Origin of the sequence: Thiocystis violascens DSM 198 (assembly GCF_000227745.2) — a bacterium.
In the GTDB taxonomy this organism is placed as follows: Bacteria; Pseudomonadota; Gammaproteobacteria; order Chromatiales; family Chromatiaceae; genus Chromatium; species Chromatium violascens.
Genome location: NC_018012.1, coordinates 3,938,292 through 3,964,953, shown reverse-complemented (window position 1 = coordinate 3,964,953; position 26,662 = coordinate 3,938,292). Strand labels below are relative to the sequence as shown.

Annotated in this window: 17 protein-coding genes and 2 pseudogenes; 8 read left to right on the top strand and 11 right to left on the bottom strand. The window is 63.9% G+C overall.

The window, feature by feature from the left end; all coding sequences use genetic code 11:
* Window positions 1–486 precede the first annotated feature (486 nt).
* Window positions 487–2,565, bottom strand: a complete 2,079-nt coding sequence (locus tag THIVI_RS17585; protein WP_157174499.1) for a hypothetical protein — start codon at window positions 2,563–2,565, stop codon at window positions 487–489.
* Between the two features lie 114 nt (window positions 2,566–2,679).
* Between THIVI_RS17585 and THIVI_RS17580 the strand changes: the two genes are divergently transcribed.
* Both THIVI_RS17580 and THIVI_RS17575 read left to right on the top strand, forming a co-directional pair.
* Window positions 2,680–3,669 carry a DUF58 domain-containing protein gene (locus THIVI_RS17580; protein WP_014779878.1) on the top strand — a complete coding sequence of 330 codons (990 nt, stop codon included), beginning with the start codon at window positions 2,680–2,682 and terminating at the stop codon, window positions 3,667–3,669.
* Window positions 3,641–5,638: a transglutaminase TgpA family protein gene (locus THIVI_RS17575; protein WP_014779877.1), complete on the top strand. Its 1,998-nt coding sequence runs from the start codon at window positions 3,641–3,643 to the stop codon at window positions 5,636–5,638. Before THIVI_RS17580 ends, THIVI_RS17575 begins: the two co-directional genes overlap by 29 nt.
* A 124-nt stretch (window positions 5,639–5,762) precedes the next feature.
* Here THIVI_RS17575 and THIVI_RS17570 read toward each other — a convergent pair whose 3' ends face one another.
* Together THIVI_RS17570 and folD are read right to left on the bottom strand one after the other, a co-directional pair.
* A complete protein-coding gene (locus THIVI_RS17570) occupies window positions 5,763–6,197 on the bottom strand; it encodes a PGPGW domain-containing protein (protein WP_014779876.1) in 435 nt (144 codons plus the stop codon).
* Window positions 6,198–6,430: 233 nt separating this feature from the next.
* The gene (gene folD, locus THIVI_RS17565; RefSeq protein WP_014779875.1) at window positions 6,431–7,294 is read right to left on the bottom strand and encodes a bifunctional methylenetetrahydrofolate dehydrogenase/methenyltetrahydrofolate cyclohydrolase FolD; all 864 of its coding nucleotides are present in this window, start codon (window positions 7,292–7,294) and stop codon (window positions 6,431–6,433) included.
* A gap of 201 nt (window positions 7,295–7,495) precedes the next feature.
* Between folD and THIVI_RS17560 the strand changes: the two genes are divergently transcribed.
* Both THIVI_RS17560 and THIVI_RS17555 read left to right on the top strand, forming a co-directional pair.
* The gene (locus THIVI_RS17560) at window positions 7,496–8,653 is read left to right on the top strand and encodes a glycosyltransferase family 4 protein (protein WP_014779874.1); all 1,158 of its coding nucleotides are present in this window, start codon (window positions 7,496–7,498) and stop codon (window positions 8,651–8,653) included.
* Window positions 8,654–8,670: 17 nt separating this feature from the next.
* Window positions 8,671–10,830 (top strand): amylo-alpha-1,6-glucosidase, encoded by a 2,160-nt coding sequence (locus THIVI_RS17555; RefSeq protein WP_157174498.1) that lies wholly within the window; start codon window positions 8,671–8,673, stop codon window positions 10,828–10,830.
* Window positions 10,831–10,906: 76 nt separating this feature from the next.
* On the opposite strand, the gene ptsP is transcribed toward THIVI_RS17555, so the two are convergent.
* Window positions 10,907–13,168, bottom strand: coding sequence for a phosphoenolpyruvate--protein phosphotransferase (gene ptsP / locus THIVI_RS17550; RefSeq protein ID WP_041447076.1), 2,262 nt, complete (start codon window positions 13,166–13,168; stop codon window positions 10,907–10,909).
* A 188-nt stretch (window positions 13,169–13,356) separates the two neighbouring features.
* Entirely contained in the window at window positions 13,357–13,896 is a 540-nt protein-coding gene (locus tag THIVI_RS17545; protein ID WP_014779871.1) for an RNA pyrophosphohydrolase, read from the bottom strand.
* A 291-nt stretch (window positions 13,897–14,187) separates the two neighbouring features.
* Between THIVI_RS17545 and THIVI_RS17540 the strand changes: the two genes are divergently transcribed.
* Both THIVI_RS17540 and THIVI_RS17535 read left to right on the top strand, forming a co-directional pair.
* Entirely contained in the window at window positions 14,188–14,844 is a 657-nt protein-coding gene (locus THIVI_RS17540; protein ID WP_014779870.1) for a histidinol-phosphatase, read from the top strand.
* A gap of 285 nt (window positions 14,845–15,129) precedes the next feature.
* Entirely contained in the window at window positions 15,130–18,576 is a 3,447-nt protein-coding gene (locus tag THIVI_RS17535) for an acyl-[ACP]--phospholipid O-acyltransferase (RefSeq protein WP_014779869.1), read from the top strand.
* Window positions 18,577–18,792: 216 nt separating this feature from the next.
* Here THIVI_RS17535 and THIVI_RS17530 read toward each other — a convergent pair whose 3' ends face one another.
* From THIVI_RS17530 to THIVI_RS26090, 6 genes and pseudogenes are all read right to left on the bottom strand, one after another.
* Window positions 18,793–19,431, bottom strand: a complete 639-nt coding sequence (locus THIVI_RS17530) for a flavin prenyltransferase UbiX (protein WP_014779867.1) — start codon at window positions 19,429–19,431, stop codon at window positions 18,793–18,795.
* A gap of 21 nt (window positions 19,432–19,452) precedes the next feature.
* Window positions 19,453–20,820 (bottom strand): UDP-N-acetylmuramate:L-alanyl-gamma-D-glutamyl-meso-diaminopimelate ligase, encoded by a 1,368-nt coding sequence (mpl, locus tag THIVI_RS17525; protein ID WP_014779866.1) that lies wholly within the window; start codon window positions 20,818–20,820, stop codon window positions 19,453–19,455.
* A gap of 2 nt (window positions 20,821–20,822) precedes the next feature.
* Window positions 20,823–21,338, bottom strand: a complete 516-nt coding sequence (locus tag THIVI_RS17520; RefSeq protein ID WP_041447726.1) for a hypothetical protein — start codon at window positions 21,336–21,338, stop codon at window positions 20,823–20,825.
* An 86-nt stretch (window positions 21,339–21,424) separates the two neighbouring features.
* Entirely contained in the window at window positions 21,425–22,951 is a 1,527-nt protein-coding gene (gene lnt / locus THIVI_RS17515; RefSeq protein ID WP_014779864.1) for an apolipoprotein N-acyltransferase, read from the bottom strand.
* Window positions 22,952–23,191: 240 nt separating this feature from the next.
* Window positions 23,192–23,656 (bottom strand): RtcB family protein, encoded by a 465-nt coding sequence (locus tag THIVI_RS26095; RefSeq protein ID WP_281054890.1) that lies wholly within the window; start codon window positions 23,654–23,656, stop codon window positions 23,192–23,194.
* 85 nt (window positions 23,657–23,741) lie between these two features.
* Window positions 23,742–24,257 (bottom strand): annotated as a pseudogene (locus THIVI_RS26090) (RtcB family protein); the annotation flags it as partial.
* Between the two features lie 911 nt (window positions 24,258–25,168).
* Between THIVI_RS26090 and THIVI_RS17500 the strand changes: the two are divergent.
* Both THIVI_RS17500 and THIVI_RS23975 read left to right on the top strand, forming a co-directional pair.
* Window positions 25,169–26,221, top strand: coding sequence for a cyclic nucleotide-binding domain-containing protein (locus tag THIVI_RS17500; RefSeq protein ID WP_014779862.1), 1,053 nt, complete (start codon window positions 25,169–25,171; stop codon window positions 26,219–26,221).
* A gap of 305 nt (window positions 26,222–26,526) precedes the next feature.
* Window positions 26,527–26,658 (top strand): annotated as a pseudogene (locus THIVI_RS23975) (IS607 family transposase); the annotation flags it as partial.
* Window positions 26,659–26,662: the final 4 nt, after the last annotated feature.

Here is a 26,662-nt window from a genome sequence, read left to right as displayed (position 1 = left end):
ATTTCACGCTTCACGACACCACGCCGAAACCACAAGATACTGATTGAAAAGAGTGTTTTTGTGTGTCGAAAGGTGGCGTTTCGCGTATGCGTAGGACTTAAAATCCCTCGGCTTCGGCCGTGCCGGTTCGACCCCGGCTCCGGGCACCATCACAAAAATAGCCTTCGCACCTGATATCCAGATATGGCCTTCGCGTAGGGGCGGGTTTCAAACCCGCCCCTACGTCCGGTGATCGCGGGCGACGGCTATAACAAGTGTTGACGACATCCTCACATCCGACCAGTACTCGCGGCGCTTCCAGGCATGACAGTCGTGGATCGACGAATGCTAGCCGGTAACGGCCAGCCACAGTGCAAAGGTCGTCAGCGCCGCGGAATCGGGATCCCACCCGGCAGACGACGTGATTCCAAGGCTTGCGCATCCCAGATCAGTCGATGCCCCGTCGCGACCGGCGGAGGTCAACGGCCGAGGCTCCGCGTCACCTGCTCATCTCGACGCATCGAGAGCGGCGGCAAACGGCAGCACGTCGAACCCGGTGATGACGATGTCGACCGGGGTCGGTTGTCCGCGCGGCGGAAAGGACAGCGTCACCTCCTTGATTCCGCTCAGGGCCGGCGTTGCCGGAAGCACGATCTCGATGTCATCGTCCTGGGTCGGTTTGAAGTGCGCGAAGATTTCGATGGGGATGGCGGGCGCGGGAAGCGGATCGTCACTGGCTCTCTTGAAGGAAATGACGACATCGCGCACCTCCGTCGCGGAGCGGTAGCGAATCGCCAGGCGACTGTTCGAGAGGCTGACCGTGCGACCGTCCGGAACCACGAATGTCATCCCGCCGCCGTCGGCAAGGGGGGAGGCAAACCGGCATGCCCCCGGTTTGCACGAGAATTCGAGCCGACTCGGATCCGAACTCCACGCGAGAATCCGGTTCTCGGCGGCCAGAAGATTGACGCGATCTCCCGGCTCGTACAGCGCTTCGAGTTGGCCATAAAGCGTGTGTTCGTCGAGATAGCGACGCATGTTGGCCTGGGCGGAGTTGATTCCGCCCAGCAGGAGCGACAGCGTATGCGCGGTGGTCTGATAGGGAATGACCCTGTGGGTTGCGGTATCCCAGCCTTCCCAGGGGCCGTGCTCGGTGAACAGCCCGGAGATTCTGGACCAATGCTCCCGCAGAAAATGCTCCACTTTCTCGGGGGCAATCAGGTACGCGACGCCCAGGGTATAGAGCGACGGGGCGTGGGCGATGAGCGACTGGTCGGTGACGGCGAGGTCGGGAATCCCGATCCGCCCGGTGTATTCGGTTCCGTTGCCGCTGTACGCCTCGGACAAAAAACCCGGCAGCCGATGTCGAGTGGAGAAATCGAGTTCGATGTCCACGAGGGTTTCGAGACTGCGTCTCCAGCCGGGGTTTCCGAGTTCCTCCATGAACAGGGACAGGCCGAGCAATTGAAAGGCCGATCCGTCCCAGGCGGCAAGCGCGTAGGTGTCTCGTCCGTCCCCGTGACGGTATGGTTTGATCTTGAATCCCGCATTCCGGAGCGCGACCGTCGGTAGCCCGTAGCGCAGGACGACGAACGTCCATGGGCCGCGAAATTCGTTGACGAAGTAATTCATCTGGCCGGTCACCCAGTTGCCCTGGCCGTCGTCCCAGCCCACGAAGCGGTCCGCCGTGGCATCCCAGCCAAAGACAAAGGCGCCGGTCGCGGGGTCGAAAAGATGCGCATAGCCCGCGCGCTGTCCTTCGATGAAGCGCTCGATCCGCTCCCGAATCATGATGGCCTGTGGATCGTCCCGGATCTCGGTCCCCAGGAGCGCGCCCGCCGACCTGGCCAGCGCGGCGGTGAGATTGGCGTTGTCGCCGAAGATGATCGTGATCACTCGCCGGTCAAGGATCTCCAGGATGGCGGATTTCAGGGATTCCTCGGCATAGGGCGCGAGCGCCCCGTCAAAATGGGCGGCGCCATAGGTGGCGCCGCGGCGGATTCTGCCTGTGCGTCCGTTGTCTTCCGCTTGCAGCCACCCCTTTTCCAGCAGCGCCAGCCAGATGACCGAACCTTCTCGATCGCCAAGGGTCTCGATCAGCGTGCTTTTTTGAATGGATTCCTGCAGCGGCCCCATTCTTGTGCCACCTTCCAAGCCCAGGAAATTCACCAGCAACCCCTTCGCGGCCAGGGCCGGGTTGCCTTGATCGTCGAGCAGGGTCGCAACCGCGAGCGACAGTCCGGTCAGTGCGTCGCGGCGGGAGAGATAGGGGTTGTCCGCATTGCCCGCAGCGACATTGGCCAGCAGTTCAACCCAGGCGCCGATGGCGGTGAGTTGCGTAAAGGAGCGCAGAAAGAGCCCCTGATCCTGGTTCCAGCCTTCCACCGGATAGCCGGACACCGGATCCACGAGTCCGTGAGCGGGGTTCGCATACTGGAACGCATTGTCCAGCAGGCGGCGCAGGTATTGATGTTCAGGCGGCACATTCGGGTAGTTGAACGCGCTGTCGCCGCTGGCCTGGCGGAGATCCAAATTCTGGTCCGACGCCGCCAGCGAGACGCTCACCGTCGCCAACAGCGGTACCATGGCCAGACACCACCAGCGCGGCCGTTTTGCTTGAACATTCGTCGGAGTTTGTAATCTCACCATCTGGGTCCACCAGGTTCACGATTCACCTTCATTTCTCGACCGATCCGCGTTATGTTGAAACAGCTCAAAGCCCTGTTGACGCAGTCCTTGACCAAGCTGCTGCGTCGGGTACCGACCGGCCCCGATGGCGTCGCGCGGGTCGGCGCTCGGCAGATCTATATCCTGCCGACGCGCACCGGGTTGACGTTCGGCGCCGTGCTGATGGTCATGCTACTCGGATCGCTCAATTATCAGAACAACCTGGGGCTTCTCTTCACCTTCTTTCTCGCCTCGGTGGGTCTGGTGGCGATGCATCACGCCTGGTTCAATCTGCTCGGACTCGCGGTTCAGACGCGGGGCGGCCCGCCCGTCTTCGCCGGAGAGACCGCGACCTTCGAGGCGACCCTGCGCGCGGAGGGACGGCGCGCGCGCCATGATCTCCAGGTGCGCAAGGGGCAGACAGCGGCCGCGCCCGCGCAGGTGCCCGGCGGGGATCGGCGACTCGTGTCGCTCGGTCTTCCGACGACTCGCCGCGGCCTGCTGCGGATTGAGCATCTGACGATCGAGACCCGTCATCCGATGCAGCTCTTCCGCGCCTGGTGTTTGATCGCCACGGACGCCGCGACCCTGGCGTATCCCGCGCCGGCACGGCAGGCGCCCGATCCGGGATATGACGCGGGCGATGCACGCCGCCCGGATCGCACCGGCGGCGAGGGGGCGGACGATTATCTCGGCTCGCGCAATTACCGTCACGGCGATTCGCCGCGCCAGATCGACTGGAAGGCATTCGCCCGCGAACGCGGGCTGGTGGTCAAACAGTTCGGCGGCGATCAGGGACAGGATGTCTGGATCGATTGGTCGCGACTCGCCGCGCCCGACCCCGAGGTCCGGCTCGGTCTGCTAACACGCCAGATCCTGGATGTCAGCGAGTCCGGGGTCCGCTTCGGGCTGCGTCTGCCCGGCGCGGTCGAGGGGCTTGCGCAGGGCGCGGCCCATGTTCAGCGGTGTCTCACCCGATTGGCCCTCTTCGACCATGCGCGCGTCACCGATCCCATCCGTTGAGCGGCCCGACGCCGCGCAGATACTGGCGCTCACGCTGCTGGTGATCGCCGCCTGTCTGCCGCTGGCGCGGTATCTTCACTGGCAGATCGGCGCCTTTCTGCTGCTGCTGTTTGCCGTCCGGCTGGTCGGTCTGAAATGGCGCGCGGCCATCCCCGGCGCCTGGCTGCGCGCGCTGCTGACGCTCGCCGGGGTCGCCAATTGTCTGTACGCCAATCACACCCTGGTCGGTCAGGACGGCGGGACGGCGTTGTTCGTGACCATGCTCGCGCTCAAGCTGCTGGAATTGAAAACGAAGCGCGATCTCCGGCTGACCGGCATTCTGATCGGCTTTCTGATCGTCATCCAGTTCCTCTTCGACCAGTCGTTTCCGCTGGCGATCTATCTCGGCGTCATGGCGTTCGGCGCGGTCGCGCTGTTGGTCGATCTCAACGGCGGGCTGGGAGATGGGCGCCTGCGCGCGACCCTGCGCGTGGCTGCCAGCCTGTCGCTCCAGGCGCTGCCGCTCACGCTGGTGCTCTTTGTCCTGTTTCCGCGCCTGAGCGCGCCGCTGTGGAGCCTGGGGCTCGACGCGGGACAGGCCATGACCGGGATGTCGGACTCCATGGAGCCCGGCGCCATCAGCGAACTCGTCCTCAACGGCGAATTGGCCTTTCGGGTGCGTTTCGATGCCGCGCCGCCGAGCCCGAATCAACTCTACTGGCGCGGCCCGGTGCTGTGGGAGATGGACGGACGGCGCTGGTCGCCTGGCCCGCTTCCGGCCAAGGACGCCGATCCGCCCGAACTGGAGGAATCCGCCAATCCCATCGACTATGAAATCGTCCTGGAGCCGACCCAAAAGACCTGGCTGTTCGCGTTGGATATGCCAATCGGCGCGCCCGATGACGCCTTCATCAACCCCGACTTCCAGTTGCTGTCGCGCCAGCCGATCAACTCGGTCAAGCGCTATCGGGTGCGTTCCGCGCTCGACTATCGGACCGCCGAACCGGATGCGCGCCAACGCAACCGGGCGCTGCAACTGCCCGACAACATCACCCCGCGCATGCGCGAGCTGGTGGCGAGCTGGCGGACCCATGCCGACGGCGATTGGGATCTGGTCCAGCAGGGACTGGCCTTCTTCAATCGCGAGGCGTTCCATTACACCTTAATGCCGCCCCGACTCGGCGCGAATCCGGCGGACGAGTTTTTGTTCGAGACCCGTCGCGGATTCTGCGAGCACTATGCCAGCAGCTTCGCGCTCTTGATGCGCGTCGGCGGCGTCCCCTCGCGGATCGTGCTCGGGTATCTCGGGGCCGAAACCAACCGGATCGGCGGCTATCAGATGGTCTGGCAGTCCGACGCCCATGCCTGGGTGGAGGTGCTGATCGCCGGACGCGGCTGGGTCCGGGTCGATCCCACCGCCGCAGTCGATCCCGCGCGGGTGGACAATCGCGGCGCTTCGCGCATTCTTGGCGCCGGCACCTCGGTCCGCTTCAGCCTGGATCAGGCCGGCGCGCTCGTCCGGTTCGCGCGCAACCTGCGGCTGCTGGCCGATACCCTGGACGCCACCTGGCAGAATTGGGTGCTCGATTTCTCGGCGGAGGATCAGTTTGCACTGCTGGATCGGCTGGGACTTGGGGCGTTTCGGGAATATGGACTCGCGGTCCTGATGGTGCTCGCGGTGTCGCTGACCCTGGCGGTTCTCCTGCTCGCGCTGCTGCGGACTCCAGCGGCGCCGGATCCGCTCGACGCACACTACGCCCGCTTCTGCCAGCGGCTTGCCCGCGCTGGCCTGCCCCGTCGACACACCGAAGGCCCCAGCGATTTTGGGCGTCGCGTCATGGCCCAACGGCCGGATCTGATCCGCCCCGTCAGCCGCTTCCTCGCGCTCTACATCCCCGCGCGCTTCGGTTCCGACCCGCGCGACGACATCATCGGCCAACTTGCGAACCAGCTACGCGCGTTTCATCCCCGGCGCAAGGGTCGGTCCTGAGCGGCGCCGCTCTGCCTCGTAGGAGCCCGCTTGCGGGCGATGGAGGCGCGCATGGAAGGCGTCTTGGCAGATCGCGTCGCCCGCAAGCGGGCTCCTACGGGTAGGATCCTTCACGAAAATCGCCTTAATGGCAGTGAGGCGGCGCCAGCAGCGGATCGCGCCCGCTTCGTCGGCGGAGCCAATTGATGGCGCCGAGGATCCTTGGATTGCTGGCGAGACGGCGCTCCAGCGCGTATTTCCCAGGAAAATCGCTCAGGATCAGACCGATGATGATGGTCAGCAGCCCCTGCCCCGGCAGGACCAGCATGAGAATCCCGGACAGGATGAGCGCCCAGCCGACGAGGTTCTTGAGCCCACGCAGCGCGACATAGAGCATGGGACGATCCTGCCGGAGACGGTTGCGATGACGCCGGGGATCGGTGAAATAATCCACCGGAAGACGCGCGACCAGTACCGGCAGTGCCAGCAGCGAACCCACAAAGGTCACGACGGACAACCCCGCGAGCCCGAGGCTCAGTCCCGGATGGCCCTCGATCCAAGTCAGGATCATGTCGAACATCGCTGTCTCCCGCCGACATCGCGCCCAGAGAGAGAAGAGTGGTTTCCGGTCGCCTCAATCCCGCGGTTATCCACGACGATTCGTCTGCGCGCCGGATTCCCTTGACTAACCGTCCTAGTGCTTCGCTGCTCAAGCTCCGAAACCGAGGCATCCTCGTTGTCGTTGTCGAATATTCGCCATGTCGAGACCACGACAACGACCTGAGACGGTCTTGGGACTTTCACACAGTTGCGCTAGGCTTCCCCGCCAGCATGCAGTTCAGCGGCCAGCAGGGTATTTTCCAGCAGGCTGGCGATGGTCATGGGACCGACGCCACCGGGAACGGGCGTGATCCAGGAGGCGCGCCTGGAGCAGGTCGCGAAATCCGCATCGCCGACCAGTTTGCCGTCCTCGCCGCGGTTGATGCCGACATCGATCAGGATCGCGCCTTCCTTGACCCAGTCTCCCGGAACGAACCGGGCACGTCCGACCGCCGCGACCAGCAGATCCGCGCCACGGGCCTTCTCGACCAGATCCCGGGTCCGACTGTGGCAGATGGTGACGGTGCAACGGGCCGCGAGCAATTCCAGCGCCATGGGCCGTCCGACGATATTGGACTGGCCGATGACCACCGCATCAAGTCCCGCCAGGGTCCGACCGGTCCGCTCCAGCAGGGTCATGACGCCTTTCGGCGTGCAGGGTCGCAGCAAGGGCATCCGGAGCGCCAGTCGGCCAACATTATAAGGATGGAAACCGTCGACATCCTTGGTCGGCAGAATGCGTTCGATGACAGCGGCCTCGTCGATCTGATCCGGCAGCGGAAGCTGGACCAGGATGCCGTCGATGCGAGGATCGGCATTGAGCCGGTCGATCAGATCCATCAACTCTGGCTGGCTAGCGGTGGCCGGAAGCGCGTGCATCTCGGAGTGAAAGCCGACCTCGGCGCACGCGCTGCTCTTATTGCGCACATAGACCTGCGAGGCGGGATTCTCGCCGACCAAGATGACCGCCAACCCTGGAGGCCGCCCTCCCGCGGATCGAATCGTCTCGACCTTCGCCTTGATGGCGGCACGGATTTCCGCGGAGATAGACTTGCCGTCCAGTATTTGCGCGCTCATGGTAATCCTGTCATGCGATCTCGAAACCGCATCATAGCCATGCGGACGGCGGATGAAAACCGACTCGAAGATTCGGAGACGCCTCACTTGAAAAACGGCGCACTCAAAACTAAAGGTTAGAGAGTATTCACGAATTCCATTTCAGTCCGGGAACCTTTGCTCGTCGCTGCGTCAGCGCAATGATCTGGAGGTGACCTCACGATGAAAATCGCCCAAATTGCCCCGCTGCACGAAAGCGTCCCCCCGAAAACCTATGGCGGAACCGAGCGCGTCGTCCATTACCTCACCGAGACCCTGGTCGACAAAGGCCATGAGGTCACCCTGTTCGCCAGCGGCGACTCGACGACCCGCGCGGAGTTGCAAGCCGCGCTGCCCGAGGCGATGCGGCTCGCGCGCGAGCCGCGCAACCCAGGGCTGTGGCACCTGCTGCAACTGGAACAGGTTGCGAAACAGGCCGAGCGCTTCGACATCCTGCATTTTCATACCGATTATTCGCACTTTCCGCTGTGGCGCCGGATGCATCAGCCGCAACTCACAACACTACACGGCCGCCTCGATTTGCCCGATCTTCAGGCTGTCTACGATGAGTTCCAGGAAATGCCGGTGGTCTCCATCGCCAATCATCAGCGCAAACCCCTGCCCCAGGCCCGTTGGATCGGCACCGATTATAACGGCATTCCCTCATCCCTGTACGACTTCAACCCCGAGCCGGGCGATCATTTCGCGTTCCTGGGACGCATCTCGCCCGAAAAAGGGGCGGAAGCCGCCATCGAGATTGCGCTGCGCGCGGAAGTTCCGCTGAAGATCGCGGCGAAGGTGGATGTTGTCGACCGCGACTATTTCGAGCAGCGCATTCGGCGCCATCTGTCTCACCCCTTGATCGAATTCATCGGTGAAATCGACGAACAGGGCAAGAACCAACTGCTGGGATCCTCCCGGGGCCTGCTGTTTCCGATTGACTGGCCGGAGCCTTTCGGGCTGGTCATGATCGAGGCGATGGCCTGCGGAACGCCTGTGATCGCCTATCGCATGGGTTCGGTGCCCGAGGTGATGCGCGAAGGAATCACCGGGTACATCGTCACCACACCCAAGCAGGCGGTCAGAGCGATAAAGATGATCGATCAGGTCGACCGACGGGGCTGCCGCGACAATTTCGAACGCCGCTTTTCCGCCGACCGGATGGCCGAGGGTTACCTTCGGCTCTACCGGCGCCTGCTGGCGAAGGTCTCGATGCCCGCGAGCCATGAGAGACGGCGTGGCTTTGCGCCGCGCACCGCCGACGCAGGCTGGCCTCTTTCCGGTTCCGGTTTCCTCGCGCCCGACGTCGTCGAGAGCGGGGGCAGAGGAGAGAGGGTTTGAGAGCAGAGGCGCAAGCCGTGGATGACGCGATTCAGATCGACAACCGATGGTATATTCCGGCCACCTCTTCGCGCGCCGATGACCGCACGCGCGTACTGAAGTCGGACGACGGGTTTGCGGTCTTCAGCCGGCACGGCGAGATCGGCCGGGTTGGGCTGGGCGATCAGGGGTTCTATTTTCTGGGGACGCGCCATCTCTCGCGCTGGCAGGTGCTGGTTGCCGGTCGCGAACCCATGCTGCTCAATTCGACGGTGCGACTCGATAACAGCCGCTTGGTGGTCGATCAGACCACGCCCGATCTCTTTCGTCATCACCAACTCTGGATCGCGAAGGGAACGCTCCACCTCCGGCGCGAGCAGGCCACCCACGAGAGTTCGCTGACCGAGCATCTGCGGGTGTCGAACTATTCTCAGACAGCGCACGATTTTCAGATCGAATATGGATTCGGCGCCGATTTCCGCGATATTTTCGAGGTGCGAGGGGAACGCCGCGCTCGGCGCGGCGAGTTCCTGCCCCCGGAGATCGAGAAACAGGCCGTCGTGTTGGGCTACGAGGGATTGGATGGAGTCACCCGCCGAACCCGAATCGAATTCAGCCAAGCCCCCGCGAGTCTGTCCCAGGACGTTGCCCGTTTCGCCGTGAGTCTTGCGCCTGGCGAATCCTTCGAACTTGAAGCGATCGTGTCCTGCGCCAACGGCAAGCCTTATTTCTGTATTTCCCGACATGCCGCGGCACTGCGTTCGATCGATCTCAAGGTTGCCGCCGGACATGCCGCGAGGGCCTCGATCTTCACCGACAACGAGCAGTTCAATGACTGGCTCAACCGCTCGGTCGCCGACCTGCAAATGCTGACCGCCCAGACCCGGTTCGGCCTCTATCCTTACGCTGGCGTGCCCTGGTTCTCGACCCCCTTCGGTCGCGACGGACTCGTCACGGCACTGCAAACGCTCTGGCTTCAGCCAGACCTCGCGCGCGGGGTGCTTGCGTTTCTCGCCGCGACCCAGGCCACGACACTCGACCCCGCCTTCGAAGCGGAGCCCGGCAAGATCCTGCACGAGTTGCGCGAGGGCGAGATGGCCGCGCTCGGCGAGGTTCCGTTTCGTCGCTACTACGGGACCGTCGATGCCACACCGCTCTTCGTGATGCTCGCGGGGCGCTACTACCAACGCACCGGCGATATCGAATTCATTCGTGGGATCTGGTCAAACCTGGAGCGCGCCCTGGGCTGGATCGAGGCCCGCAGCGACTCCCGTGGCTTCCTGACCTACGCGCGCAACGGTTCCAGAGGACTCTTGCATCAGGGCTGGAAAGACTCGGACGATGCCGTTTTTCATCGCGACGGACGACCCGCGCAACCGCCGATCGCACTCTGCGAGGTGCAAGGCTATGTCTACGATGCATTCCTTCAGGGCGCTGAACTGGCTGGGCGGCTGGGACAGGAAGCGCCCGCCCGGGGCTGGCGGGAGCGCGCCGCTCGATTGCGGCAGTCACTTGAGGAGGCATTCTGGATCGAGTCGCTCGAAACCTACGCGCTGGCACTGGACGGCGAGGGTCGCCGCTGCGAGGTGCGGACCTCGAATCCCGCTCATCTGCTGTATTGCGGTGTCGTGTCCAGGGAGCGCGCGGTTCGCCTGGCGCGCCACCTGACCGGCCCACAGGGATACAATGGCTGGGGGTTGCGAACTGTGTTCGCTGGTGAGCCCAATTACAACCCCATGTCCTATCACAACGGCTCGGTCTGGCCGCACGATACCGCGCTGGCGGCCGCCGGTCTCGCGCGCTACGGACTCCTGGCCGAGGCCCTGACTCTGCTTGACGGTCTCTTCAATGCCTCGATCTTCCTCGACATGCATCGACTGCCCGAACTGTTTTGCGGATTCGAGCGCTTGCCGGGGCAGGCGCCAACGCTCTATCCGGTCGCCTGCGCCCCGCAGGCCTGGGCGAGCGGCGCGGTCTTCATGCTGCTGGAGGCGATTCTGGGTCTAGAGTTCGAGCCGGATGGGTCAAGGATCTGTCTGCGCCACCCCTGCCTGCCCGATTACATCAGTTGGCTGCGCATTACCGGGCTGCGCCATGGCGACGCCGTCGTGGATCTGGCCGTACGCCGACATACGAGGGACGTTGCCGTGAATATCGAGCGCCGAGAAGGCGAGGTCGACCTGACGGTAATCCTCTGAGAAGGGAGATAGGGCGGTTTTCATCGACGACGATACTCGGCCTTGCGGATCGACATGCAGACAACCCCGCCCCTGACTATTTCCCAGGACGCACCAGCCCACCCAGCCCGACGGCTTCCAGCGCATCGAGGAGCAAGCGGCGCACCGAACCGGAGTCCTCGCATTGCAGCGCGACTTTCAGCACCTCGCGCGCGCGTGCCCGGCTGATGCTGCGGATGACGCGCTTGACCCGCAGCAGACTGCCGGCGCCCATGCTCAGGCTGTGCACACCCATGCCGAGCAGCAGAAAGGTGGCGAGCGGGTCGCCGGCCATCTCGCCGCAGACGCTCACCTCGCGGCCATGCACCCGCGCGCCGGTGATGATCTGAAGCAGGGCGCGCAGGATCGCCGGATGAAACTCGTCGTAGAGCTTGGCGACATGCGGATTGTTGCGGTCGACGGCGAGCAGGTATTGGGTCAGGTCGTTGGTGCCGACCGAGAGAAAATCGACGCGACGCGCCAGCGCCTCGGACTGATAGACGGCGGCGGGAACCTCGATCATGACGCCGACCGGCGGCATCTTGACCTGATAGCCTTCCTCCAGCAGTTCGTCGTGGGCGCGATGGATCAGCAGCAAGGCGTCGTCGACCTCGCCAACGGTGCTGATCATGGGCAGCAGCAGTTGCAGATTGTCCAAGCCAATGGCGGCGCGCAGGATAGCCCGCACCTGGGTCAGAAAAATCTCGGGATGATCGAGCGTGATGCGGATGCCGCGCCAACCCAGAAAGGGGTTGGCCTCGTGCATTGGGAAATAGGGCAGCGGTTTGTCGCCGCCGATATCGAGCGTGCGGATGGTCACGGGGCGCGGCGCGAACAGCTCCAGCACATGCCGGTAATTCGACATCTGAGCGGCCTCGCCCGGAAAGCTGTCGCGCACGATAAAGGGAAGCTCGGTACGGTACAGTCCGACGCCGGCGGATTCCTCGATCCCGAGCGGGCGATTCTCCGAGACAAGGCCGGTGTTCAGATACAGCGGCACCAGATAGCCGTCGGTGGTTTCGGCAGGCAGATGACGCAGGGTCTGGAGTTCGTTGGTCAGGACGGCATCGTCTTCCGCGAGACGCTGATACTCGGAGCGAACCGCTGGGCCGGGGGCGACATAGACGCGCCCGCGATACCCGTCCACCACCATTTCCCGTCCCTCGGCCCGCCCGACCGGTAAATCCGCGACACCCATCGCTGCCGGCACGCCCATGCCGCGCGCCAGAATCCCGACATGGGACGACCCCGAGCCGGTGGTGGAGACGATGCCGACGAGCTTTTCGCGCGGCACGTCGGCGATCTGCATCGCGCTGATTTCCTCACCCACCAGGATCGTCTGGGGCGCGTACTGGATTGGCGCGGCGGTCAGATTCTGGAGGTGCATCAGCACGCAGCGCCCCAGATCCCGGACATCGGACCCCCGCTCGCGCAGATAGGCATCGTCCATGTTGTCGAAGACCTTGGCGTGTTCGGTGATCGTCTCGCGCAGTGCCCCCGGCGCCCAGTTGCCGGCGCGAATGCGCGACAGGGTGCCGTCGATCAGGGTGTCGCTCTCCAGCATCAGGCGCCAGGCGTCGAACAGCGCCATGTCCTCGGTGCTCAAAAGCTTTTGGGTCCGCGCCGCGAAGCGATCCAGGTCATTGACCACATTGCGCACCGCGCGCCGAAAATCCTCCTCCTCCACATCCAAGCTGTCGGGACGGCGATCCGGGACGGCATCCAGATCGGCCGGTGGATAGACCACGACCGCTTGGCCGATGCCGATTCCCGGCGAGGCGGGCAGCCCGGGCAGAAAGCGCTGCGGAATGCCGTCATCCTGAAGACGCACCAGTTCGCCACTGGTCCGGGCATAGGTGATGGCCCCGGCGAGTTGCGACGCCAGGGTCATGACGAAGGTGACTTCGTCCTCCTCGAAGTGGCGACGCTGGCGCTGGCGCAGCACCAGCACGCCGAGCACCTTGCGATTCTGGATGATGGGCGCGCCCAGAAACCCGTGATAACTCTCCTCGCCAATGTCGACGATCCGTTCGTAGCGCGGATGGGTCGCGGCGTCGTCGAGATTGATCGGTTCGGCGCGCTCGCTGACCAGACCGATCAGTCCGCGGCCAAGCTCCAGACGCACCCGCCCGACGACATTGCCGCTCAGTCCCTCGGTCGCGTGCAGGATATGACAGCGGTTATCGAAATCGTTGAGATACACGGAGCAGACATCGGCGCCGACCGCCTGTTTGACGCGACGCACGATGATCGTCAGCGCCTGCTCGAGATCCTGGGCGTTATTGACTTCCTGAACGATACGCCGCAACGACTCCAGCATACTGAGCGGAGGACTCGCGAGGAGAAAGGTTGGATTCTCTGACAAGCGGATACCTGGATGAACAGACAAGGGAGAAGGCGAACATTCGGCATGCCCGGTTGACCGCGACAGGCGCTCGGATCCAATGGGATAGCAGGCGCCTGCGGGGACCGCTCATACGATGTCGAACCGTTGTATCGAGCGCCGCTCTAAGGATGGCGCTGGCGCAGAAACCCCGCGACCCCGGTAAAGTACTCCTCGTGTCGCGGCAAGCCCTCGGGATAAAGGATGGGCGCCAATTCCTCAAGCGCCTGTTGATAGACGCGACGCTTGAAATAGACGACTTCCTGGAGCGGCTGCCAATACCGGACCCAACGCCAGGCATCGAATTCGGGTTTATCCGTGGTATCGAGGCAGAAGGCGTCCTCCCCGCAATCCACCCGGAGCAGGAACCAGACCTGCTTCTGACCGATGCAGGTCGGCCCGCAATGCCGACGGATATAGCGCTTGGGCAGATGGTAACGCAACCAGCCCCGGGTGCTGCCCAGAATAGTGACCTGTAAGGCTTTCAGGCCGACTTCTTCCTCAAGTTCCCGGTACATCGCTTCTTCGGGAGTTTCGTCGGCATTGATGCCGCCCTGGGGGAATTGCCATGCATTCTGGCCAACACGGCGTCCCCAGAATAAGCGACGATCCCGATTGCTCAGAATAATGCCGACGTTGGGTCGAAAACCGTCGTGGTCGATCAAGGAATCGTCATCCTGTTGTCAGGTCTATGCCCATTCTTCCATATCCGAGTTGTTTCCGGCAAGCGATGCACTACGTAAGCGATTGCTAATCAAGAGCTTGCTCGGGCAAGATGATTCCCGACGCCAATTCCGCGCCCGGATGACCGGTCCGGGAGCGGCGCGCAATCTGGGATCGGAATCTCGAATTGCCGACGATCGGCGCGAATCGCGACGGTTTGCTCGCCAACTGCCGGATTTTTCCGTCTCAACGACTTTTTCACGACCACGCTTTTCCTGGGAGTTCTCCGGTCCATGGCCCTGTCCATCTTCGATCTCGACAATACCCTGCTCAATGGCGACTCGGATTATCTCTGGGGACGCTTCCTCGCGCGCGAGGGCATCGTGGACGGCGATCGTTACGAACGCGAAAACGAACGCTTCTATCGCGACTACCGGGCCGGAACGCTGGACATCCAGGAATTTCTGCGCTTTTCGCTGAGACCGCTCCGCGATCACCCCCGTCAGCGGCTGGAGGCACTGCGCGAGCGGTTCGTCGCCGAGCTGATCGAGCCGATCATGCTCGCGGCGGCGCGTGAGTTGATCGCCAAGCACCAGGCCGCCGGCGATACGCTCATGATCGTGACGGCGACCAATGCCTTCGTGACCGCGCCCATCGCCGCGCGTTTCGGCATCCCGCACCTGATCGCGACCCAGCCGGCGGAATCGAACGGTCAATACACGGGCGAAGTCGAAGGCGTGCCGGCCTTTCGGGAAGGCAAGGTCATCCGCCTGGAACAATGGCTCGCCGAGCATCGGCGGGATCTGACCGGAAGCACCTTCTACAGCGACTCGCACAACGACCTACCGCTTCTGGAGCGGGTCGAGCGACCCGTGGCCGTCGATCCGGACACCCAACTCCGCGCCATTGCGGAATCCCGCGGCTGGACCATCCTCTCCTTGCGGGATTGACCGCTAAAAAAATCCTGTCAATCCGGCGAAATCCTGTTAAACCGCATCCAGAGCGAGAGACTGAGTTTCGAGTGAGTTCGACGTTTGGCGCATCCACGATGCCTTGGCAGGACGCGGTTTAAAATTTCTATTTTTATTCGCTTAAACCGCGCCCGCTCCGACCGTCACAGAGGCTGCCGAGGTTGTTTTAATCCATAAACATCGCCTACCGCGCTGGGCGCGGTTTAATCCTGTCCATTCCGCGCCAAGGATCCACGGGGATCGGCGCATCATGAGGCACCGTCCATGGGCCAGTTATTTCGCATCGCCGGCTTCATCTCCTTCATCCTGATGCTCTTTCTCAATGCCTTCGTCGACCTGGGGCATAAGATCGTCATCCAGAACACGCTCTTCAAAACCTATGACGGCGATGCGCAGATCCTGCTGACAGCCATCGTCAACGCCCTGATCCTGCTGCCCTTCGTGCTGCTGTTCACGCCGTCGGGCTTCCTCGCCGACCGCTTCCCGAAGAACCGCGTGATGCGTCTCTCCGCCTGGGTGGCGGTCGCGCTCACCCTGGCGATCACGCTCTTCTATTATCTCGGCTGGTTCTGGCTGGCCTTTGGCACGACCTTTCTGCTGGCCGCGCAAAGCGCCATTTATTCGCCGGCCAAATACGGCTATATCAAGGAACTGGTGGGCAAGGAGTCGCTGGCCGCGGCCAACGGCTGGGTCCAGGCGACCACCACCACGGCGATTCTGGCCGGGATCTTCGTCTTCTCCATCCTCTTCGAGGGCCGACTGAGCGAGGCCACCTTCACCACCCCCGACCAGGTCATGACCCTGATCGCGCCGCTCGGCTGGGTGCTGGTGCTCTGCTCGCTGGCCGAGGTCTTCATGGCCTATCGCCTGCCGCAGACCCATGCGGGCAACGCGATGCCGTTCGACTGGCGCGAATACCGCAGTGGGCGCTATCTGCGACACAACCTGCATGCCGCCTGGGACAATCAGGTGATCTGGCTGTCGATCGTGGGGCTGGCGGTCTTCTGGTCGATCTCCCAGGTGATGCTGGCGGTCTTCCCCGCCTTCGCCAAGGAGACGCTCGGCGAGACCAATACCGTGGTCATCCAGGGCATGCTGGCCTGCTCGGGGGTTGGCATCATCCTGGGCTCGATCGTCGCTGGGCGGGTTTCGCGCGGCCATATCGAGACTGCGCTGATCCCGATCGGCGCGCTCGGCATCGCCTTGACCCTGTTCCTGCTGCCCGGACTCGGGTCGGCCTGGGCACACGCGCTGAACTTCGCGCTGCTCGGCTTCCTGGCCGGACTTTTCCTGGTCCCGCTGAACGCCCTGATCCAGTTCAACGCCGGGGAGGACGGTCTGGGCCGGGTGCTGGCGGCCAACAATTTCATCCAGAACATTCTGATGCTGAGCTTTCTCGCGCTCACGGTGGCGGCGGCCTATCTCCAGATCGGCGGTCTGGCCCTGATGCTCACGCTGGCCGTGATCGCGCTGTTCGGCGCGCTCTATACGCTCTATCAACTGCCGCAGTCGCTGGTGCGCTTCGTCATCGCCCGCGCCATGTCGACCCGCTACCGCCTCAATGTCATCGGTTTGAAAAACCTGCCCGCGCAGGGCGGCGTGCTGATGCTCGGCAATCATGTCAGTTGGATCGACTGGGCGATGATGCAGATGGCCAGTCCGCGGCCGGTGCGCTTCGTCATGGAGCGGGTGATTTACGAACGCTGGTATCTGCGCTGGTTTCTGGATTTCTTCGGCGTGGTGCCGATCTCGCGCGGGAGCAGCCGGCAGGCGATCGCGACCGTGACCCGACTTCTGGACGCGGGCGAGGTGGTCTGCATCTTCCCGGAAGGGACGCTGAGCAAGAACGGCCAGCTCTCGGAATTCAAGCGCGGATTCGAGCTATCGGCGCGCGCGGCGAGTTCGGGCGTCATCCTGCCCTTCTATCAACGCGGTCTCTGGGGGAGCCGCTTCTCCTATGCCAGCGAGAAGCTCAAGACGAATCGCCGCGACGGTCGGATGCGGGAGGTCATCGTGGCCTTCGGTCCGACCCTACCGCTGAACGCGAGCGCCGAACAGGTCAAGCAGGCGGTATTCGAGCTGTCGGTGACTTCCTGGCAGACCTATGTCATGGGCCTGCCGACCCTGCCGGTCGCCTGGCTCGCGACCGCCAAACGTGACCCCGGCGCCGTGTCGATCATCGACTCCATCGGCACCTCGCTGACCAATCGGCGTCTGATCGCCGCCGTGCTGCTGTTCGCCGGACGGGTCCGCCGACTGGCCCCCGAACCGGCCATCGGCATCCTGCTGCCCGCCAGCAGCGCCGGGGCCATCGCCAACCTCGCCGCGCTCATGGCGGGCAAGACGGTGGTGAATCTGAACTACACCGCCAGCGCCGAGGCCTTGCGGGCCGGCGTCGCGCAGGCTGGCATCCGCCATGTCATCACCGCCGACCGTTTTCTGCGCAAGCTCGAACAGCGCGGGATCGATCTCGGCGCGACCCTGCCGGACGTGACCCTGCATCCGATGGAAGGCCTTCGCGCCGGGATCGGCAAGCTCAGTGCACTGGCCATGCTAGGGCTGTCAAGCCTGCTCCCGGCGCGCGCCCTGCTCTGGCTGTTTTGCAGTCAAACCAAACCGGACGACACCGCCGCGATCCTCTTTTCCAGCGGCAGCGAGGGCACGCCCAAGGGCATCGAACTCACTCATCGCAACATCATGGCCAACGTGCGCCAGATCTCGGACGTGCTCAATACCGAAAGCAGCGACGTCATCATGGCCAACCTGCCGCTGTTCCATGCCTTCGGGTTGACTGCGACCACCTTCCTCCCGCTGCTGGAAGGCATCCCCATGGTCTGTCACCCCGATCCCACCGACGCGCCCGGCACCGCCAAGGCGATCGCCCGTCATCGCGCCACGGTGCTCTGTAGCACCTCGACCTTCCTGCGGCTCTATACCCGTAACAAGCGCGTCCATCCGCTGATGCTCCAGTCGCTGCGGATCGTCGTCGCCGGCGCGGAGCGGCTGGGGCCGGAGGTGCGGGAAGCCTTCGCGCTCAAGTTCCACAAACCGATCTACGAGGGTTATGGCGCGACCGAGACCACGCCGGTGGCCAGCGTCAACGTCCCGGACGCCTTGGAGACAGAAACCTGGAAGATCCAGTCCGGCTCGCGCCCCGGCACCGTCGGCATGCCGCTGCCCGGAACCAGCTTCCGCATCGTCGATCCGGTCTCGCTGGAGACGCTGCCGGCGGGCGAGGACGGGTTGATCCTGATCGGCGGCGTGCAGGTCATGAAGGGCTACCTCAAGGCACCCGAAAAGACCGCCGAGGCGGTCGTCGAGCTGGACGGCATGCGCTGGTACAAAACCGGCGACAAGGGACATCTGGACAGCGATGGCTTCCTGACCATCGTCGACCGCTACTCCCGCTTCGCCAAGCTGGGCGGCGAGATGATCAGCCTGAGCGCGGTCGAGGAACAGGCGAAGCAGGCGCTCGGCCAGCCCGAGCTGGAGGTCGCGGCGGTCAATCTGCCCGACGAGCGCAAGGGCGAGCGCATCCTGCTGCTGGTCGCGGGAGAGATCGATGGGAATGTGCTGCGCAGAAAGCTGCTGGAGTCGGGCGCCAATCCGCTGAGCATCCCGGCACAGATCGCGCGGGTCGAGGCGATCCCGAAGCTCGGCAGCGGCAAGACCGATGTCGGCGCTGCGCGGCGGCTGGCGCTCGCACTTTAGGCGATTTCCGTGAAAGATCTTACCCGTAGGAGCCCCGCTTGCGGGCGACGTGACCCGCCAGGACGCCTTCCGTGCGACCACCCGTCGCCCGCAAGCGGGCTCCTACGGGACTCGGGACGAACGGGAAATCCTTCACTGCCCGCATGATTCGTCCGAGTTGTTCGCTTCATCAGGCCATACTGAGAATTGCCGCGCTCGAAACGACGAATTTCACATTCAGTGCGGTTTTGCCGGATCCAGGGAGCCCCAGCGATCCATCAATTCGTGCGGAATCTCCAGGTGATCCAGGATACGGGCAACCATGAAGTCGACGATGTCATCAAGGCGGGTAGGGTTGCGGTAAAAGCCTGGACTGGCGGGCATGATGACCGCTCCGGCCTGCGCGAGACGCAGCATGTTCTCCAGATGGATGGTCGTGAAGGGCGTTTCGCGGATGACGAGGATCAGCTTGCGACGCTCTTTCAGGGCCACATCGGCGGCACGCTCGATCAGCGAGCCGGAGAGTCCGGCGGCGATTCGGCCCAGGGTGCCGGCGGTGCAGGGGCAGATGACCATGGCATTCGGGGGATTGCTGCCGCTAGCCACGGGCGCGGTCCATTCCTGTCGGCCAAAGACCCGAAGCTGTCCGGGCTGGGCGTTGAAATGATCGGCAAGGAATGACTCGGCCTCGGCGGGACGCGAGGGCACATCAAGCTCGGTTTCCATCTTCAATACGACCTGCCCGGCCTGCGAAACCAGCAGATAGACCCGCACCCCGGCGGCGAGCAGACAGTCGATCAGGCGCAGTCCATAGCGTGCGCCGGACGCGCCGGTGAGCGCGACGGCGATGGTTTTGGTCCAGGGGATCGGGGACATAGGGCAGGTTTCAATCGACCGTTATCGGGTGTCGGTTGGCGGCGAGAGTGCATCCAGCAATTTTTGATGGATTCCGCCAAAGCCGCCGTTGCTCATCACGAGTATCTGGTCGCCCTGCCGGCTCTCGGCCGCAATGCGCGCGACCATCGCGTCCACTGTGGTCAGAATCTCGGCGCGCGGCCCCAGTCCGACGAAGACTCCGGCGGCATCCCAGCCCAGATCCGGCGGAGCGAACAGGAACACCCGATCCGCGTCGTCGAGCGAGGCAGCGAGTTCCGCGTTATGCACGCCGAGACGCATGGTGTTGGAACGCGGCTCCAGCACGGCCAGGATGCGCTGCTCGCCGACCCGCCGGCGCAGCCCCTGCAAGGTCGTCGCGATGGCCGTGGGATGATGGGCGAAGTCGTCGAAAACTCGCACGCCATTCACTTCGCCGCGCAATTCCATGCGTCGCTTGACACCCTTGAAGCGTCCCAGCGCGGCGATGCCAGCGGCGACCGGCACGCCGGCATGACGGGCAGCGGCCAGCACGGCGAGTGCGTTGTTGACATTGTGCATGCCCGTTTGTCCCCACTGGACCGCGCCGACCCGCTCGCCACCGAGCAGGACGTTGAACCGCGAGCCGTCCGGTTCGATGAGTTCGGCGGTCCAGTCGCCACCCGATCCGAAGCGCTCGCGGGGTGTCCAGCAGCCCATCGCAAGGACCGCGTCCATGGCGGGCTCCGCGCCCGGATGCACGATCAGCCCGCTGCCGGGCACCGTCCGCACCAGATGATGGAACTGACGCTGGATCTGCCCCAGATCGTCGAAAATGTCGGCGTGATCGAACTCCAGATTATTCAGAATCAGGGTGCGCGAACCGTAGTGGACAAACTTGGAACGCTTGTCGAAGAAGGCGGTGTCGTATTCGTCCGCCTCGACCACGAAAAAGGGTGCCGATCCCAGACGCGCGGACAAACCGAAGTCCAGCGGCACGCCGCCGATCAGGAACCCAGGATCGAGCCCGGCGTCTTCCAGCGCCCAGGCCAGCATGCTGGCGGTCGTGGTCTTACCGTGAGTGCCGGCGACCGCGAGCACCCAGCGGTCGCGCAGCAGATTTTCCTTCAGCCATTCGGGACCGGAGCAGTAGCGCAGCCCCCGATCCAGCATGGCTTCCACCGCCGGGATGCCGCGCTTCATGGCATTGCCGACGACCACCACGTCCGGCGCCGGGTCGAGATGCGAGGCGGCATAGCCTTCCATCAGACCGATGCCGGCGGCTTCCAGTTGGGTGCTCATGGGCGGATAGACATTGGCGTCAGAGCCGGTGACGCGATGACCCAGCGCGCGCGCGAGCAGAGCGATACCGCCCATGAAGGTACCGCAGATTCCGAGGATATGAAGATGCATGATCAGGCGCCGCCAAAAAGACCAGTAACCAGTGTAATCGCCGCGATCTCGAAGGCGATCGCGATGGCAGAACCCTGACCGAGCGAGATTCCGAAGGTATGGCGCAGGATGTGGCCAGTCACGACGACGCCCCAGACCACCAGCCCGAGCAGAAGCAAGGCACCCAGCGCCGCCAGATTCGTCTCCTGGCTTCCGGTGGGATTAAAACTGAGCGGCATGAGCGCGAGCAGCCCGAGCAGCGCGCCGCTGCCCAGCAGGGCCGTGCCGGCCTGGAGAAAACGCCCTGGCAGTTTCATGACACTGAGCGCCAAATAGAGTGTGGCGAGCATCAGCGCGATCTCGACGATGCCCTGAAGCAGACTCGTCCACCCGGAAATACCGGCGGTCACGCCAACCAAAAGCCCTGCGAAGAGATCCGCGAGCAACGCGATCCACAGCAGAATCTCCGAGGCCGGCAAATCCTGCGGGGCACGGCGGAGCGCGCAAAGCTCGACGAAAAATATGAGGAGTGCTCGCACAACGACATCCTGACCTGACAAACCATTCCTCAATCATAACCGCCAGCGGCGGAAAAACAGCAATCGTCCAGCCAATCGCAACTTCGTCACGGATCAAGTTTCAATCCTTGCCTCTTGCCCCTTCCCAAAAGCAGCCCGGCGGCAACCATCGCCAGGGCCAGCCCGATCGCCAGCCAGTTGCGCGCGATGACATAGGGCGTGGCGCCCTGGCGCGGCTGCACCTGCGCGCTCGCACCGCCCCGCGTAAACGAAGGCACGGTCGCGATCACCCGCCCACGGTCGTCGATGATGGCCGAGATACCGGTATTGGTGGCGCGCACCATGAAGCGCCCGGTTTCCAGCGCCCGCATGCGGGCCATCTCCAGATGCTGATGCGGCGCGAGCGAATCGCCAAACCAGGCGTCGTTGCTGACGTTGATCAAAAACTGCGCCTCGGGGAGCGCCTGGACCACCTCGTTCGGGAAGACGTCCTCATAGCAGATGGAAGCGCCGGCCAGACGCTGGCCTACCTGAAGCAGCGGGCGCTGGCTGGCACCGCGACTGAAATCGGACATGGGAACCTCGAACAACTCGACCAGCGGCCCCAGCCATTGCTTGAAGGGCATGAATTCGCCGAAGGGAACCAGATGACGTTTGGCGTAAAGATCCTCGCGGCCGCCGATACTGAGCAAGCCGTTGTAGTAGCGTCCCGTTTCCCCGTCCATCACCGGGATACCGAGCACGATCTCGACGCCTTCCTCATGCGCGCGTTCCCCGAGTGGCGTAATCAATGGCGCGCGAACCTGATGCAGAAAATCGGGCAACGCAGTCTCCGGCCAGACGATCAGATCGGAGTCGAGATGGTCCCTGGTCAGTTCCAGATACGCCTCTGCGATCATGACTCCGGCGTCCGGCGCCCACTTGACGGCCTGGGGGATGTTGGCCTGTACCACGCTGGCCTTGAAGGGAGCGCCCGCGGGCTGGGTCCAGTCCACTTGCTGAAGACCGGCCCCCGACAGCCAGATGACGCCTAATCCGATCCCAACCATCCTCCGAGCGCGCCCGGACCAGCGGACCAACCCCCAGAGCAATCCACCGGACAGCGCCACCAGCAGGCTGACACCGTAGACGCCCGCGATCGGCGCATAACCGGCCAGCGGTCCGTCGATCTGGGTGTAACCGAGATTCAGCCAGGGAAAGCCGGTGAACAGCCACCCGCGCAGCCATTCCAACAGCACATAGATGCCCGGAAAGATGAGCAACGGGCCGACCCACTCCGACCCCTGATCGAGCCTTCGGACCAGCCAGCCCGCGAGACCGTAGTACAGCGCCATGACGGCGATGAAAATCGCCATCAGGAGGTGTGCCGCCCAAGCGTCCAGGTTGCCGAATTCGTTCAGGCTGATGCGAATCCAGAAGACCCCGAAACCAAACAATCCGGCCCCAAAGACCCAACCCCGCCAGAAGCCCGCGCGTGGCGAGGCATCCGCCAGGCTCTGGTGGAAACCCGCCAGCGCAATCACCGCAAGCGGGAACCAGGAAAAAGGCGCGAAACTCAGTACCAGCAGTGACCCGCACGAGACGGCAAGCAGGGTCGGCAATGCCGCAGCAATGCGCGAGGAAAAAAAAGGCATGAAGGATACCGTCCGGAACGAAAGGAAACGGCGTCGCTTCTAGCAGTTGCCGCCGCGCGGGTCAAATGAATCCTTGAGATGATGCAACAGAAGGTCGGTCTATCGTCATCGAGCGTGGTTTCGTGATCGAAGGGGAGCTGTAGACTGAACAGGGTCGATTTCCCGCTGGCCTGAATGCCCGAGAACACCACCATCTCCATCTCGCCTCCCAGACTTGCGCGACCTGTGCATGGCCCACCGTCAGCCCTTCACGCACACGACCTGCTTGAGGGTATGCACCACCTCGACGAGATCCGCCTGATTGGCCATGACTTGATCGATGTCCTTGTAGGCGCCGGGAATCTCGTCGAGCACGCCCTTGTCCTTCCGACAGATGACGCCCGCCGTCTGCGCCGCGAGGTCCGCCGCGGTGAACTGCTTCTCGGCGGCGGTGCGGCTCATGCGCCGCCCGGCGCCGTGGGCACTGGAACAGAAGCTGTCCGGGTTGCCCAGACCGCGCACGATGTAGCTGCGCGCCCCCATGCTGCCGGGGATGATGCCCAGATCGCCGGCGCGTGCCCGGATCGCGCCCTTGCGGGTCACCCAGACATCCGCGCCGTAATGATGCTCGCGCTCGACATAGTTGTGATGGCAGTCGACCACCTCCGTCGTCACCGCAAAGACCGGCAGATGCCGGGCCAGCGCGGCGAGCACCAACGTCATCATCTGATCGCGGTTCTCGCGGGCATAGGGCTTGCGCCCAGGAGACGGCGGTCACGTAGTCGTCGAAATGCGCGCTGCCCTCCGGGAAATAGGCCAGATCGCGGTCGGGGAGCTGGATAAACCAGCGTTCCATGTCGCGCCTGGCCAGCTCGATGAAATAGGTGCCGATGGCGTTGCCGATGCCCCGGCTGCCCGAGTGCAGCATGACCCACACCTGGCCGGCTTCATCCAGACAGACCTCGATGAAGTGATTGCCACCGCCCAGGGTACCCATCTGGTTCACCCAGTTGGAGAAACGCCCGAACGCCTTGAGCAGTTGCGGGTGTCGGTCGGTCATCGCCTGGAGCGGCGCGGCGAACGGCGCGGCGGCCTCGCTCAAGGCGCGCTCGTCTTTGTGCTGGGCTCGCCCGACCGGCACATCCCGGCTGATCTGGTCGAAGACTTTTTTAAGCACGCGCTCGTCGATCTGCTCGGCGCTCAGCGAAGTGCGCGCGGCGGCCATGCCGCACCCGATGTCGACCCCGACGGCGGCCGGGATGATCGCCTGATGCGTGGCAATGACGCTGCCGATGGTGGCGCCAATCCCGGCGTGCACATCGGGCATGGCGGCGACATGATGATGGATGAACGGCAGCTTGGAGAGATTGGTCAATTGCTCGCGCGAACGCGGATCGAGGTCGTCGGTCCAGACCTTGACCGGCCGCTCGCCCTCGGTGATCACTTGCTTGATGGGCATGGTTCCTCCCGGCGCACAGTGGCGCGTTACGGCGCGACCAACAGCGGTCGAGCCAATCAAGGGCAGGGAAAGCGAACCGGGAAGAGGATTTGGGATGACCGGTCTTTCAGTTCCCCGCCAGATCGACTGACGGGGACAAGCCGGTCAGGCGATCAGGTGGTGCGGGCCGTCGTGGTACCGAGGCGGCGATTGCCAAGCTCGGCGCGGACGGATGGCGCGCACCCTGGACTGAGATGGCGTTTCGGGGCCGATAGGCATCGAGCGCGGCGACCAATCACGCGCGCGCACGCGGACGGCCGCGCGCGGGAGGCGTTCGGCGGTGTCGTGGCGGCGAGGATCGATTGGCCCATGGTGGATTCCGAATCGGATGGAAAACAGAGAGTCCGTTTGCATTCGATGCTGAAACGTGTGCGCAATCCTACGCTCCGTCTGTGTCCGTGGCAATTGGATTGTTCGTTGCTGGTTCGAGCCGATGGGTCGCCCGGTTGCCGAGTCGACCTCGGCGACCAAGGCCATCTGCGTTTCCCGCACTGTCTGGAAGGACAGCGGATTAGCTCCGCGCATCTCAAGGCGCTAGGGGTAGAGGCGTGGCGCTGGCTCGACGTGACGCGCGCCTTGAACGAGACTGCGGCTCATCGCCTACTTCCCGCCCGCTGGGACTTGAAATGCGCCGCCTGTGTGTTCAGTCAGGGATTGGCCGCGGGCGACAAGCCCAGGGACGCGCGTTACTGAGCCGGCGACAGGTATCCTTCGCTTCCGCCCCCTCACCGGAGAACCCCATGAGCATCAAAACCTCCCATGTCCTCAGAATTCTGCGCGAGCGCTTCCACGCCTTCCCTGGCATCTCTGAACGCGCCCTCCTGGAATCGTTGCAGATCTTCCGCCTCTTCGAGCTGCGCGAGGGAGAGCGACTGCGACTCACTGGAAGCGAGCTTCCTGATCGGCTCTACGTCGCCGTTGGTCGGGTGGCGGTCACCGACGCAGCCGGACATCGCCAGGACGTGGCCGCGTCCGAACGGGGCTACGTCGTGCTGCCGCCCCTCCCCGCCGCAGTCACCGTGGAGGCTCTGGAGGACTCCCACCTCTGTCATCTCGACACCGGGCTGGCCGACTACTTGCTTACCCTTGAGGAGGTGGCGGAGAGTCTTGTCGCATCCGGCTCCAGTCACGGCGACGACCTCCGGCTGGTGCGCGATACCGCCCCCTTCCGACGCATTCCTCTGGAGAACGCCGAACGCGCCCTGACCAGCCTCCGTGAACGTCCGGTCCAGGCGGGGGAAGAGGTCGTTAAGATGGGCAAGGAGACGAACGCATTCTTCGTCGTCGTTGCCGGGCGTGCCGAGTTGTGGCAGATCGATGACGAGGAAGGGATCCCGATGAAAGCCGCCGAGCTGGAGCGCGGCGCCACGTTCGGCGAGGAGAGCCTCCTCACCGGCAAGCTTAGCGCGGTGACGGTGCGCATGCTGGAGGATGGTGTCCTGCTTCAGCTTGCCCGCGACGACTTCGCGCAGCTCCTGGCCCGACCGCTGGTGCGCGAGGTGGATGCACCAGTGGCCAAGGCCATGATCGAGAACAACTCGGTGGCCCTCGATGTGCGCCTGGAAGAAGAGTTCGATGAGGGACACATCCCCGGCGCCGTGCTCATCCCCCTGTCGCAGCTGCGCAAGCGAGCCGGCGAACTCGACAGCGCCGCCCGCTATGTCGCGTACTGCCGCAGCGGTCGGCGCAGCTCGGTCGCCGCCTTCCAGTTGAGCCAACGCGGGTATGAGGTGGTCAGCATGGCCGGCGGTGTCCTGGCCTGGAGCGATCCGTTGACGGAACCGGTGGAGTGAGACCCTGGTGATATGGGTGCGTCGTGTGCTGCCTTACCGTTCCTAAAACCATCGAAAAGCATTCCATGCACGTCAGCCGAACAGTGTTGCTGACGATTCACGGGCCGGAGTCGCGCCGGCCACAGGCAGGAGGGTCTCCGCTCGCGCCGCGCCCCGAGGGGCCGGTGGCGACCGGGATGGATCCTGGGACCGACTGCCCGCACGGTCCATCCGTTCGAGTCTCGCGTGATGGGCGCGGGCGCGCAGGGTCGCGCCGATGCGGTCATAGGCCAGCGCCGAGAGCATGCGCGCGTAACGCTCGCCTTGACGATCTGGTCGCGGACATGATTGCGGTCCTGACCTCCTTTTGCGCTCGGCTTTATGGCTGCCGCGCGGCGGCGCATCGCGCGCAACGGTTGGTCGAACAATGCCAGGCGAACGGCCATGCGGACCGCTAAAGTT

Excerpts from the sequence above, each read along its gene's own strand:
- THIVI_RS17585 (WP_157174499.1), bottom strand. The coding sequence starts at position 2,565 with ATGGTACCGCTGTTGGCGACGGTGAGCGTCTCGCTGGCGGCGTCGGAC.
- THIVI_RS17580 (WP_014779878.1), top strand. The coding sequence starts at position 2,680 with ATGTTGAAACAGCTCAAAGCCCTGTTGACGCAGTCCTTGACCAAGCTG.
- THIVI_RS17575 (WP_014779877.1), top strand. The coding sequence starts at position 3,641 with ATGCGCGCGTCACCGATCCCATCCGTTGAGCGGCCCGACGCCGCGCAG.
- THIVI_RS17570 (WP_014779876.1), bottom strand. The coding sequence starts at position 6,197 with ATGTTCGACATGATCCTGACTTGGATCGAGGGCCATCCGGGACTGAGC.
- folD (WP_014779875.1), bottom strand. The coding sequence starts at position 7,294 with ATGAGCGCGCAAATACTGGACGGCAAGTCTATCTCCGCGGAAATCCGT.
- THIVI_RS17560 (WP_014779874.1), top strand. The coding sequence starts at position 7,496 with ATGAAAATCGCCCAAATTGCCCCGCTGCACGAAAGCGTCCCCCCGAAA.
- ptsP (WP_041447076.1), bottom strand. The coding sequence starts at position 13,168 with ATGCTGGAGTCGTTGCGGCGTATCGTTCAGGAAGTCAATAACGCCCAG.
- THIVI_RS17540 (WP_014779870.1), top strand. The coding sequence starts at position 14,188 with ATGGCCCTGTCCATCTTCGATCTCGACAATACCCTGCTCAATGGCGAC.
- THIVI_RS17535 (WP_014779869.1), top strand. The coding sequence starts at position 15,130 with ATGGGCCAGTTATTTCGCATCGCCGGCTTCATCTCCTTCATCCTGATG.
- THIVI_RS17530 (WP_014779867.1), bottom strand. The coding sequence starts at position 19,431 with ATGTCCCCGATCCCCTGGACCAAAACCATCGCCGTCGCGCTCACCGGC.
- mpl (WP_014779866.1), bottom strand. The coding sequence starts at position 20,820 with ATGCATCTTCATATCCTCGGAATCTGCGGTACCTTCATGGGCGGTATC.
- lnt (WP_014779864.1), bottom strand. The coding sequence starts at position 22,951 with ATGCCTTTTTTTTCCTCGCGCATTGCTGCGGCATTGCCGACCCTGCTT.
- THIVI_RS26095 (WP_281054890.1), bottom strand. The coding sequence starts at position 23,656 with ATGATGACGTTGGTGCTCGCCGCGCTGGCCCGGCATCTGCCGGTCTTT.
- THIVI_RS17500 (WP_014779862.1), top strand. The coding sequence starts at position 25,169 with ATGAGCATCAAAACCTCCCATGTCCTCAGAATTCTGCGCGAGCGCTTC.